Source organism: Pseudomonas sp. FSL R10-0056 (genome assembly GCF_009600105.1).
GTDB lineage: Bacteria > Pseudomonadota > Gammaproteobacteria > Pseudomonadales > Pseudomonadaceae > Aquipseudomonas > Aquipseudomonas bubulae.
Genome location: NZ_WIWL01000003.1, coordinates 1 through 12,411 on the forward strand (window position 1 = coordinate 1; position 12,411 = coordinate 12,411).

Here is a 12,411-nt window from a genome sequence, read left to right on the forward strand (position 1 = left end):
CATCTTGGCCTCCTGGCTTTAATGGCGGTGTATTTTACAGAAAATCGTATTTCTTGGGTTTACGTACAGAGCCTAGGTGATCGGCGCCGGATTGAACAGGGTGATGTCGTTGTGCAATTTGTGCTGCTCGGCCCAGGTGTGTTGTTTACCGCTGGCCACGTCCAGGTAGTAATGGAACAGCTCCCAGCCCAGTTCCTCGATGCTCGCGCGCCCGGTGGCGATGCGCCCGGCGTCGATATCGATCAGGTCCGGCCAGCGTCGGGCCAGCTCAGTGCGGGTCGAGACTTTCACCACCGGTGCCATGGCCAACCCATAAGGCGTGCCGCGACCTGTGGTGAATACGTGCAGGTTCATACCGGCGGCCAGTTGCAAAGTACCGCAGACAAAATCGCTGGCAGGCGTGGCACAAAAAATCAGGCCCTTGCCCTTGACCCGTTCGCCGGGCCCCAGCACGCCATTGATCGCGCTGCTGCCGGATTTGACGATGGAGCCCAGGGACTTTTCGACAATATTCGACAGCCCGCCTTTCTTGTTCCCCGGCGTGGTGTTGGCGCTGCGATCCGCCTCACCCTTGGCCAGGTAACGGTCGTACCAGTCCATTTCACGCACCAGTTCTCGGGCGACGGTTTCGTTGGCAGCACGGGAAGTCAGCAGGTAGATGGCGTCGCGCACTTCGGTGACTTCGGAAAACAGCACCGTCGCCCCTGCCCGCAGCAGCAGGTCCGAGGCAAAGCCCAACGCCGGGTTGGCAGTGATGCCGGAGAACGCATCGCTGCCACCGCACTGCATACCCAAAATCAGCTCGGACGCCGGTACGGTTTCGCGGCGACGTTGATCGAGCTTTTTCAACCGCACTTCGGCCAGCGCCATGATCTGTTCGATCATTTCGGTAAAGCCGTGGCTGGAGTCCTGCAAGCGGTACAACCACGGCTCGCTCAAGTCCACTGAGCTGTCGTTTTCGTGCATCACCTGGCCGGCCTGGAGCTTTTCGCAGCCCAGACTGATCACCAGCGCTTCGCCACCCAGGTTGGGGTTGCGCGCCAGGTTGCGCACGGTACGGATCGGGATATAGGCGTCGGTGGCGCTGATCGCCACGCCGCAGCCGTAGCTGTGGGTCAGGGCCACCACATCATCGACATGCGGGTAACGGGGCAGCAACTCGTCCTTGATGCGCTTGACCGCATGGTCCAGCACGCCGGTCACACACTGCACGGTGGTGGTGATGCCGAGGATATTGCGCGTCCCGACCGTGCCATCGGCGTTGCGATAACCCTCGAAGGTGAAGCCCTCAAGTGGCACTTGCGGTGCGGGAACATCGGTGGCCAGTGGCAGGCTATCGAGCGGCGGTGCGGTGGGCATGCGCAGTTGGTCCTCATTGACCCAACTGCCCCGCGCAATGGCTTGCAGGGCATAGCCGATCACCTGACCGTAGCGGATCACCTCGCCACCTTCGGCAATAGCCGCCAGCGTGACCTTGTGGCTCTGGGGGACAAAATCCACCGTCACCAGCCCGTCGGCAAACACAGTACCCGCCGGTACGCCCTGGTCGTTGACCACCACCGCGACATTATCCCGCGGGTGCAGGCGGATCGAGCGCGGTGAGTCGGAATGTTCAATCAACGTCATGACGCCGCTCCTCAAATATGGACAGGTAAAATGTCAGCGATTTTCGGGTCGCTGGTCGGTGGTTCTTTAAGTACTACACGCTTGATCGGGCCGACGATCACCAGATAGCTGAAGACCGCCACCAGTGCGTTGCAACCGACAAACACCAGCGCCCATTTGAACGAGCCGGTGGCACTGATGATGTAGCCAATGACGATCGGGGTAGTGATGGAGGCGATGTTACCGAAGGTATTGAACAGGCCGCCGCTCAAGCCGGCGATCTGCTTGGGCGAGGTGTCGGAAACCACGGCCCAGCCCAGTGCGCCCACGCCCTTGCCGAAGAAGGCCAGGGCCATAAAGCCCACCACCATCCATTCAATGTCCACATAGTTGCAGGCCACGATACTGCTCGATACCAGCAGGCCGGCGATAATCGGCGCCTTGCGGGCGAAGGTCAGGGAGTGGCCCTTGCGCAGCAGGTAATCGGAAATGACCCCGCCCAGCACGCCGCCGATAAACCCGCAGACCGCCGGCAGTGAGGCAATAAAGCCGGCCTTGAGGATGGTCATGCCGCGATCCTGCACCAGGTACACCGGGAACCAGGTCAGAAAGAAATAAGTGATGCCATTAATGCAGTACTGACCCAGGTAAACGCCGAGCATCATGCGATTGGTCAGCAGCTGGCGTATGTAGTCCCACTTGGGGCCGTCGGCCTTTTTGCCTTTCTGGTCCATGTCGACCATGCCGCCGTTGTCGGCGATGTGTTTGAACTCCGCTTCGTTGATGCGCGGGTGCTCACGCGGGCTGTAGATCACTTTGAGCCAGATGCCCGAGAAGACGATGCCGAACACACCCATCACGATAAAGACGTGCTCCCAACCGTAGGAATACACGATCCAGCCCATCAACGGTGCAAACAGCACGGTGGCAAAGTATTGCGCCGAGTTGAAAATAGCTGAGGCCGTGCCACGTTCGGCGGTGGGGAACCAGGCGGCCACGATGCGGGCGTTGCCGGGAAAGGACGGCGCTTCGGCCAACCCCACCAGAAAACGCAGCATGAAGAGCGCAACCACGGCCGTGGACATGCCGAATTCACCGACAAAGCCTTGCAGCACGGTGAACAGGGACCAGGTAAAGATGCTCAGGGCATAGATTTTTTTCGAGCCGAACCGGTCGAGCAACCAGCCACCGGGGATTTGCCCGGCCACATAGGCCCAGCCAAATGCGGAGAAGATATAGCCCAGGGTCACGGCGTCGATGCCGAGGTCTTTTTGCAGGCTGGAACCTGCGATGGCGATAGTGGCACGGTCGGCATAATTGATCGTGGTCACCAGAAAAAGCATGAGCAAAATCAAATAACGGACATGCGTCGGCTTGGTCGCTTGCATGTAGTACTACTCCCACTGATTATTTTTATGTGCGGGTTAATCTGTTTTGGCTGTAGCTGACGGGTGGAACTTATGTGGGAGCTGCGTGAGCCACCGATCGTATTCCTTTACGTAAAAAGCCGCTGATTACTCAGCGGCCTTGGTCATTGCTTACTGCGGACCTTGCTTGTCGATCAAGGCTGCCAGCGCCTCGTACTCGTCCGGCAGCAGATCGGTCAGCGGGGTACGCACCGGGCCTGCGCCGTAACCGGAAATGGTGGCACCGGCCTTGACAATACTGACCGCGTAGCCGGCTTTGCGGTTGCGGATGTCCAGGTACGGCAGGAAGAACTCATCGATGATCTTGCCGATCGTGCCGTGATCGTCACGGGCCACCGCACGGTAGAACTCCATCGCGGTTTTCGGGATAAAGTTGAACACCGCCGAGGAGTAAACCGGTACGCCCAGTGCCTTATAGGCAGCGGCGTACACTTCGGCCGTCGGCAAGCCGCCCAGATAGCTGAAGCGATCACCCAGGCGGCGACGGATCGACACCATCAATTCGATATCGCCCAGGCCATCCTTGTAGCCGATCAGGTTGGGGCAGCGCTCGGCCAGACGTTCCAGCAGCGGTGCGGTCAGACGGCAAACGTTGCGGTTGTAGACGATCACGCCGATGTTTACCGACTTGCACACTGCCTCAACGTGGGCGGCAACGCCGTCCTGGCTGGCTTCAGTCAGGTAATGCGGTAACAGCAGCAGGCCTTTGGCGCCCAGGCGCTCGGCTTCTTGGGCGTATTCGATGGCCTGGCGGGTCGAACCGCCGACACCGGCCAGGATCGGCACGCTGGTAGCGCAGGTATCGACTGCGGTTTTGATCACTTGCGAGTATTCGCTGGCTGCCAGGGAGAAGAACTCACCCGTGCCGCCAGCGGCAAACAGGGCCGAAGCGCCGTACGGAGCCAGCCATTCCAGACGTTTGATGTAACCCTCAGGGTGGAAATCACCTTGAGCATTGAAGTCGGTTATCGGAAAGGACAACAGACCGGAAGAGAGGATGGACTTCAGTTCTTGTGGATTCATTATTCGAACACCCTGGGAGCACGTTGTGATGAGAAATACGTTAGCGATTCGTTGCGTCGTACGTCATCGTACAACTTAAAAAAAGAACGTCAATCTCATTTCTTGAAATCGTGGCTGCCCTGGGCCGAATCAGTTTCGATAAAAACAAAAAAGCCCGTCTAGTACGGGCTTTGGTGGAGTGTGGTGAAAGTGAAATTTAATTTTTGGTAAGTGACAGGTTGTCGTAGAACAGCTCATCTTACGCAGCAATACCCTGTGGGAGGGGCTTGCTCGCGATGCAAGCGCCGCGTTCTGTCAGGCAATCCGCGTCGATACGATCGCGGGCAAGCCCGCTCCCACAGGTGGAGGACGCCCTACCCGCGCTGCGCCTCTGCCTCTTCATGGGCATGGCGCAGGCGCTCGCGGCTGTTGGTCAGGTGCAGGCGCATGGCAGCGCGGGCCGCTTCCGAATCCTGACGGGCAATGGCCTGGTAGATTTCTTCGTGTTCACGGTTCAGGCGGTCCATGTACTGCTGCTGGTCATCATGGGCCAGACGCGCCGAATTGAGCCGGGTTCGCGGGATAATGCTGGTGCCCAGGTGAGTCATGATGTCCGTGAAGTAGCGGTTGCCGGTCGACAGTGCAATCTGCAAATGGAACTGAAAATCCGAAGCCACGGCATCACCGTTACGCGCGGTATTTTCATTCAGGGCATCCAGCGCCGCGCGCATTGCGGCCAGTTGTTCGGCACTGCGCCGCTGCGCCGCCAGCCCTGCAGATTCAACCTCCAGGCTGATGCGCAACTCAAGAATCGCCAGCACATCGCGCAATGTGACGACAGTTGCCGGATCGATGCGAAAACCGCTCGGGCTCGGTGTATCCAGCACAAAGGTGCCGATGCCGTGTCGCGTCTCGACTTGCCCTGCGGCCTGCAGTCGGGAAATGGCCTCGCGCACCACCGTACGGCTAACACCATGGGCTTCCATGATCGCCGACTCGGTGGGCAACTTGTCGCCGCGCTTGAGCATGCCGTCGCGGATCTGCTCGGACAGCACCGTCACCAACTCTTGCGCCAGGCTGCGGCGCTTGCGAGGGAGGCGGGGTACGTCGTTGTGGTTTTCCATGGTGAACATTTTTCTCGAAATCAAAAGGATCGGAAGCATTGATGATTAAAGCAGCTGATCTATCGCCTTGGCCGACCTGAACACTGCGAAATCGCGCCCCCGTAGGGACGCATCATAGCTCAAGGTGGTTGTACGATCACCTGCTGACACATGACAACGCAAAACCCCAAGGGGCTGGCCTGCCTGTAATACGGGCGCTGCGGTCTGGCTGGCCGGGTCACGATATCGCGAGCCGGCTCGCGCCTACTGTTCCCCGGCGACCATCAGACGGTCAGTGGCAAAGACTGCTCAGCCTCGACATCGCTCACGGCCAATGTGTCGTCCGGTACCCAGAACAAAAACGGGTCTTTGGCCGGACGGTTATCATGGGCCCGCACACGGCCCTCCTCGGTGACTGTTCCTGCGCGTTCAAAGCCATATACCCGACGGCGCTCGACATGAATGCTCGGCGCCGCGCCTTCGCCGCTGGCAGGCTCGATGTTCATTGCCTTCAAGGTAGCCAGCAAATCATCAATGATCTGCTGACGATCAAGGGTAAAAGCCGATGCAAAGCAACGCCAGAAACGCCAGCCCGCCCGCTCCAGAATACGCTGGCGACGCATGTCGCTGTCCCAGCGGTCCGGGCCGTGGAAGCGGTCGCCGTCACATTCGATGGCCAGGCGACTGTCGTTGTCGCCCTCGACCACCATGTCGATGCGATACGCGCCAACGCCCACCTGCGGAATCACCCGATAGCCACGCTGGGTCAGCTCATCGTATATCTCCTGCTCGAAGCCGGATTCGCACAACTCGCGCAGATCACTGACCTGCGCAGCATCCTGGGTAAAAGGGGCTTCAAAGTGCTCAATCAGGCCGCGGCGCAAACTGTCCACAGGGCTGAGGTCGGTCAGCTCGACACTGCGCACCAGGTACATGCGATCCCGTGCCCGCGAAGCGGCCACGTTGAAGCGCTGGGCTATCGAGTCGCGGCTGTTGGCAAAGCAATCGCCGGGAGAGGCCACCATGCTCAGGAACATGATGTCGCGCTCCTTGCCCTGGAACGTGCGGGCATCGCCACAGCTGATCTGGAACTGGGTAATAACCTCTTCGCCCAGCTCTTTGGTCAGCATCTGCATGATCTTTTGCGCTTGCTCGGCGCCCAGCAGCGAGACCACGCCGATGCTGCGTCCAGTGATCTGCGGCAGGGCGATCAGGCGGCGAATTTCCTCGACGATCACCTGGGCTTCGCCAAGGTTGAACTTGCCTTTCTTCTCCCCGTCCATCACCAGCAGATCCACCAGCGGCGGGTCCAGACGCTCAGTCATCAACGGCAGGCGCAGCGGTTTGAGTTCGTGGTTGTAGAACTCTCGCTTGGAGTATTCGATGATCGGCGCCACACAGCGAAAATGCTCGCGCAGCATGGTGCCGCTCTTGGCAAATACCACTTTGAACAGGTCATACAGCGAACGCTCGGGCGACATCAAGGGCCGATACAGGCCCACCTGATTGCCCAGAAAGCGCGCCATCATGTTCTGCACGCGCTCTTCTTCCATGCCGATACCATCGGGCGATACTTGTTTGTCATCGCCCACCACCAGCACTTTTTTCGCCCGCAGCAACGCCGGCAATGCACTGAGATCCGACTGCGACGCTTCGTCGATAATCACCAGGTCAAAGGCACCGTACTGCGCGGGCAGGCTTTCGCAAATGCGGTAATGCGGCATGATCCAGCACGGGATGGCCGAGATCGCCACATCGGCCGCCAGTCGCGCATCCTGACGATAACGCCCGGCGCGTACGCCGGTGCCCTTGCCGATCTTGCGGATTGCGGTGCGGTACAGCTCAAGGGCTGCCCTGACACTCGGCGTGGCGTTTTCCGACAGCCGCAGCCAGGTTCGTTTGACCACCGCATCCTGATAAAGACGCGACAGACTCAGCTCCAGCTCACCGCGTAACTTGAACAATCGCTTGAGGTCTTCGCGTCCGTCGATGCTTTCGAGGTAGCGGGCCAGACGGCTCAGGCGCCACACATCCAGGCAGTTGTCCGGGAGCAGGCCGTCGACCGCCCCGACGACCGGCTCTTCACGCAAACGGGCGGCCCAAAGCAGGCCGCCGCTTTGCGCGATCAGGTCGGTTACCCGCTGTACGGTCTCAAGGGCACTGGCCAGGGCCATCACCCGGCGCAACTCGTCCATCAGCGCGGACCACCGGGTTTGCAGTAAGGCGGTATCAACCTGAGGCTGACCAAGGCTCAAATCCAGAAAGCCTTGCAACTGCTCACTGATATCGCCACCACACCCGGCCAGGGCTTTGTTGAAGGTTTCCTTGATGGCCCAGGTGGCCGCCAGGCGATGGCGTATCAGGTAGTGTCGCAGGATGCTTTCGGCCTCGGCCAATACCGATGCGTTGCTGCGCAACTGGCTAACCTCGGCCCAGTCCGGGAGCAGCTGCTTGAGTTCGCGGTGGGCACGGGCTTCGCCCTGCTCTGTGAGCACAATGGCATCGAACTGCTCGATCGCCCGGGCCGCTGCCATCAGTTGTTCGGCGTCGGTTTCCAGCGTCGGCAAGGGTATTTCGGCGGCCAGCGCATTCCAGCGCAGCAGCAAGGTACGGCTGTGTTGCTGGAAGTGCACAAAGGCTTGCACATGCTGCCAGTCCTGGTCGCTTTGCGGCTTGCTGCCCAACACCACAATGGTGTCCAGCAACTGTTTTTGCGTGCCCTTGCCAAGCAGGCCGGACAAGCCGAACGGGCGTCGCCCCTGGGCCATGTTATCGATAGCTGCTACCACCTCGGGTTGCGCATGCAACTCGAACGACAGGCTTACCGGTCGTGCCACAAAGGCCTTGCGCCCTGCCAGCGCGTCTTCGATCTCGCCCTTGAGGCTGGCAAACAGCGCCAGCACATCATCGTTGCCACCACGCATCAGACAAGCCTGCATGGGCGCGGCCCAGCTGTGGGCCGAGGTGCTGATCTGTGTGCGCAGGGTTTGCAGTTGGCCCAAATGCTCGACCAGCGCCTGGGCCTGCTCCAGGGTTTCGGCACTGTTATCCAGCAGGCGCGGCACTTCGCCGGTGCTTTCCTTGAGCTGCAGCTGGCTTTCCTGAGCCAGATCCTGATGCACCTGAATCAGTGTCTGCGCGTCCGGGAAGTCAGCCAGCTGCGGCAGTTTCTGGCCCAGGTAGGCCAGTGAGTCCTTGAGTTCAAGCCGGGCTTCGCGCAAGGCGATGATGTCTTGCAACGTAAAGCGCGGACGATAGGCTTCGTCCACGCCGATCCGGTCGGTAAAACCGCTGATTTCATCTTGGGCCGCCGCAACCTGCAAGGCCGCATGGGTAGGGCTCAGGCGCTCACCGTCGATCTCCAGGTCCGACAGATTACGCTCGGCCCAATGAGTGATCTCACGATCAACGCCGGCCATCTGACCATGAAGGGTGTTGATTTCGTCGTCAATCTGGCCGATTTCGCGCTTATATAGCGCACGATCGATGCGCTGTACTTCAGCTGAGATCTTTTGAATGGCGAACTCGAACTGCTTCATGCCGTCCGCTTCACTGCTCAACAAACTGATTGCCAGCGGACGTATGGCTTCCGGGAGTTTTTCCTGCAGCACCGCCAGGGCCGGGTCTTTCATCGACGTCACCAGCACCCGCTTGCCATTGGCCAGGTAATGGCTGATGACGTTGGCGATGGTATGGGTCTTGCCCGTACCGGGCGGGCCCTGCACCACAACGCCATCGTGCACTTGCAGCAGCTGGATGATTTGCACCTGCTCATCGTTGTACGGTTTGGGGAAATACAGCTCCTGCGCTTTTGCCGCCGGCGCATCATCCCCCTGGGTACCGCTGACGTAGGACAAACCACGAAACGGTGGCAGGACCACATCTTCCAGCACACTGGACGGTTCGGTGAGAATGGCCCGCAAGGCCGCCGGCAGCTCACCGGCCTCCTCGATCCCGGCTTCAAAGCGACCCAGGTCTTCAATAAACATATTGCTGTCGCGGGCGCGGGCAAACAGGCACCAGGTATCGGTGACACACAAGAACTCGGCAGCCTTGGGGACGGATCGATCACCCTCGGCCAGCGTCACCGGCAAAAACTGACCATGGGCATCGAGCAGGGTCGATGCTGAACGAATCACCGGCTCGTAGCTGGCGGCGTTGAACGGGCTGATGCCGGCCTGATCCTGTTGGAAAAAATCCTTGGCCAGGGTTGCCAGCGGCCCGACACCGGCAATATCGGCCGCCACATAGGCATCCACTTCCAGGCGTGGCTCGGCAGCGCGCGGGCGCACTTCAATGGCCATGCTGTCGGGGTTGATGGCGATCTCCACCAACTGGCTAATTAACGGGTAATGGATGACACCGACCACGGGATGTTCCCACGTCGAAACCCCCAGGCCCCACACCAGTTCCAGCTGCGCATCCCCCAGGTTGCCCTGCATCTGTTGCACCAGCATAAAAAGCTCGGCATACAGTTCGATGCTTTTGCGCCGCTGTTTTTCCTCAGCGGCCCACAGGCGCCAGGCCGTTTGGCTGTAAGACTTGAATTGCGCACGGATCTCGCCAGCATCCAGGCAGTCTTCCAGATTGACCCACTCTTCGACAGCGACGTCTTCCCCGATCTGCAGAGCTACAGGCATCAAGCGCGAGCGTTCGTCCTCGGAGATCGCCGTGCTGTTGATCAGGACCTCCCGTGCCAGGCGGACCTTGAGTGCCGGTTCGGTCTGCGGCGTGCCCTTGAGTTCGATCCACAACCCCAGCAGCGGGCTGAGGGGCGCCGGTGGCTTGCGCTCATGCAGACGTTCGAGCTGCAGCCAGACTTCGTCTTCCTCGCCGTTGTGCAGATCCAGGCTGACCCCGGGCAACGCCCGCAATTTTTCTTCGCTGGCACTGAAGGCGCTGTGTTGGCTAAGGGTTAACGCCGGCCGCTTTTGCATCAGCGCGGTCTGTTTAACAAATTCAATCAGGCCGGCAAGACGGGCACGTACTGTTTCCATGGGTGAGCTGAACCACTTCGATAAGGGGGCACTTCGACAGAATCTGGAAGCGCCGAGTAAAAGCGAAATTTCTTACAATGGCCGACACGATACAGAGGTTCTGGTGGTATTCGGATACATCATTTTGTAAAACCTGTTCGCTATACATGACGACCTTATTATTACAAAAAAGGTCGTTCGTCATGCCCGCCTCACCCCAGCGTCTTGCGCTCACCCTTGCACTGCTGAGTACCAGCTGTTTATCCCCTGTGGCGTTTGCCAAAGCGGCCCTCCTCAGCACCGCCAGCACCGACAGCCTGACCCTCAATGGCAACGACACCCTGACGTTGACGCCCAGCGGCAGCCTGACCACCACCAAGGTGGCGGTCACTCTGAAAGACGACACCCGCGGCTCAGGTGTCGTCATCGACAACGCCGGCAGCTTGATCTCGACAGGCGGGCGAGCCATCGATACCAGCGGCAGTACCCGTGGTGAACGCAACTACAGCATTATCAATCGCAGCGGCGCGACGATTCAGGGCAGTAACGATGCTTTGCGAATCGACACCAATTTCACCAGTGGCAGTGTGTTGATCGACAACAGTGGCACTGTGCGCTCGACCGGCAGTGGCCAGGCCATCGACCTCGACTCGCTGCGCAGCGAAGGTGTCCAGACCACCCTTATCAACCGCGAGGGTGGGCTGATCCGCGGCGAATTCAGTGACGGCATGAAAACCGGTTCCAACGCCACAATCCTCAACTACGGCGAGATTTCATCGGGTGATGCCCTGACCGACGACAACAAATTCGACGGCATCGATATTGACTCGGCAACCGGCGTGACCGTGACCAACCACGGCACCCTTTCAGGTGGTCGCCACGGCATGACCACCGATCTGGGCGCAACCCTGGTCAACTACGGCGAAGTCACCGGGCGCAACGGTTCGGGCTTTGGTTCGGACGGCAACGGCACCGTGATCAATTACGGCACCATCACCGGCGCCTACTCCGGGCTCAAGCCCAACGGTGACGGCGATGGCGTGGATATCGACCTGATCGCCCATATCGAAAACTATGGGGTGATTCAGGGCACCGGCGCCGGTGGCGTCGATAAAAACGGCTTTGCCAATGGCAGCGAAGGTATCGCCCTTGGCGGGGGTTATCTCTACAACGCCGCAGGTGCACTCATCAGTGGCGCCAACAATGCGGTGCTGGTGGATGACGGCAGCGATGGCCCCGGGGTCGCGGCCACCCGACTGATCAATAACGGCACAATCAAAGGGCTGGACGGTTTTGCCGTCAGATTTGTGGGAGAGTTCGATGATGTGGTCAGCAACAAGGGGCTGATCAATGGCAGCAATGGTCTGGCCCTGGACCTCGGCGGCGGCGATGACCACCTGACCCTGGGCAGCGCCAGCCGCTTCGACGGCCTGGTGGACGGCGGTAGCGGCTACGACCGGGTGACATTGGATGACCCGGCCGGTGGCCGCTTCGGCAATAGCCAGAACGTTGAATGGCTGGACGTGAAGTCCGGCAGCTGGACCCTCACCAGCCACAACGACTTCAGTGACGGCGGCGAGGTGTTCAGCGGCGCCCGCCTGGTCAACCTGGGAGCCATCAGCGGCGCTATCACTGTCGATGAAGGTGGCATGTATGCCGGTGGTGGCAGCGTCGCCAACCTGCAGGTCAACGGCACACTGCAAACCGACACGCAGCTGGGCAGCGCCACCATCAGCCATGACTTGACCCTGAGCAGCGGCGCGACCCTGGCCTATGGCGTCAATGCCGATGGCAGCAGCGCACCGGTGCAGGTTGGCGGCACCGTCCACCTCAATGGCTCGACCCTGGCCATCAATGCCGGTAGCGGTACCTATCCGTGGCTAAGCCAGTACAGGGTGCTGAACGCAGCGGCCATCGACGGCACCTTTGGCAAAGTCACCAGCGATTACGCCTTCCTCACCCCGACCCTCAACTACACCCCCACCAGCGTCGAGCTGACCTATGCGCGCAATGACGTAGCATTTACCGATTATGCCAGCAGCGCCAACGGCCACAGTGCGGCCATCGGCCTGAGCCAGCTAAAGGCCGGCAACGCGCTGTATAACGCCCTGCTCAACACCTCGGCACAGACGGCGGGCGCCGCCATCGAGCAGCTATCCGCCAGCAGCAATGCGAGCCTGGGCAGCGCCACACTGGGCGCCTCTTTGCAGGTGGGCAGCAGCATGCTGGCGGCCATGCAGTCGTTGGGCGCAGGCGGTGGCCTACAGGTTGCCAGTGCAGCCAATGATACCCCTGCCC

6 protein-coding genes are annotated in these 12,411 nt (G+C 60.1%); 1 reads left to right on the top strand and 5 read right to left on the bottom strand.

From position 1 onward, the window contains the following. Positions 1 to 72 precede the first annotated feature (72 nt). The 5 genes from garD to GHO42_RS00135 form a co-directional block, all read right to left on the bottom strand. Complete coding sequence (gene garD, locus GHO42_RS00115) at positions 73 to 1,626, bottom strand: galactarate dehydratase (RefSeq protein ID WP_095002495.1); 1,554 nt, start codon at positions 1,624 to 1,626, stop codon at positions 73 to 75. Positions 1,627 to 1,637: 11 nt separating this feature from the next. After that, positions 1,638 to 2,993, bottom strand: coding sequence for an MFS transporter (locus GHO42_RS00120; protein WP_095002494.1), 1,356 nt, complete (start codon positions 2,991 to 2,993; stop codon positions 1,638 to 1,640). A 150-nt stretch (positions 2,994 to 3,143) separates the two neighbouring features. Next, the gene (kdgD, locus tag GHO42_RS00125; protein WP_095002493.1) at positions 3,144 to 4,055 is read right to left on the bottom strand and encodes a 5-dehydro-4-deoxyglucarate dehydratase; all 912 of its coding nucleotides are present in this window, start codon (positions 4,053 to 4,055) and stop codon (positions 3,144 to 3,146) included. A gap of 353 nt (positions 4,056 to 4,408) precedes the next feature. Beyond that, complete coding sequence (locus tag GHO42_RS00130; RefSeq protein WP_095002585.1) at positions 4,409 to 5,158, bottom strand: FadR/GntR family transcriptional regulator; 750 nt, start codon at positions 5,156 to 5,158, stop codon at positions 4,409 to 4,411. Between the two features lie 263 nt (positions 5,159 to 5,421). Then, positions 5,422 to 10,134 (bottom strand): AAA domain-containing protein, encoded by a 4,713-nt coding sequence (locus GHO42_RS00135; protein ID WP_153327889.1) that lies wholly within the window; start codon positions 10,132 to 10,134, stop codon positions 5,422 to 5,424. A 182-nt stretch (positions 10,135 to 10,316) separates the two neighbouring features. On the opposite strand from GHO42_RS00135, the gene GHO42_RS00140 reads away from it, so the two are divergent. Then, the coding region (locus GHO42_RS00140; RefSeq protein WP_153384070.1) for an autotransporter domain-containing protein at positions 10,317 to 12,411 on the top strand (2,095 nt) is incomplete at its 3' end.

Bases quoted from the DNA above. Each gene is read 5' to 3' on its own strand.
- GHO42_RS00120 (WP_095002494.1), bottom strand. From the start codon at position 2,993: ATGCAAGCGACCAAGCCGACGCATGTCCGTTATTTGATTTTGCTCATG.
- garD (WP_095002495.1), bottom strand. From the start codon at position 1,626: ATGACGTTGATTGAACATTCCGACTCACCGCGCTCGATCCGCCTGCAC.
- kdgD (WP_095002493.1), bottom strand. From the start codon at position 4,055: ATGAATCCACAAGAACTGAAGTCCATCCTCTCTTCCGGTCTGTTGTCC.
- GHO42_RS00135 (WP_153327889.1), bottom strand. From the start codon at position 10,134: ATGGAAACAGTACGTGCCCGTCTTGCCGGCCTGATTGAATTTGTTAAA.
- GHO42_RS00130 (WP_095002585.1), bottom strand. From the start codon at position 5,158: ATGGAAAACCACAACGACGTACCCCGCCTCCCTCGCAAGCGCCGCAGC.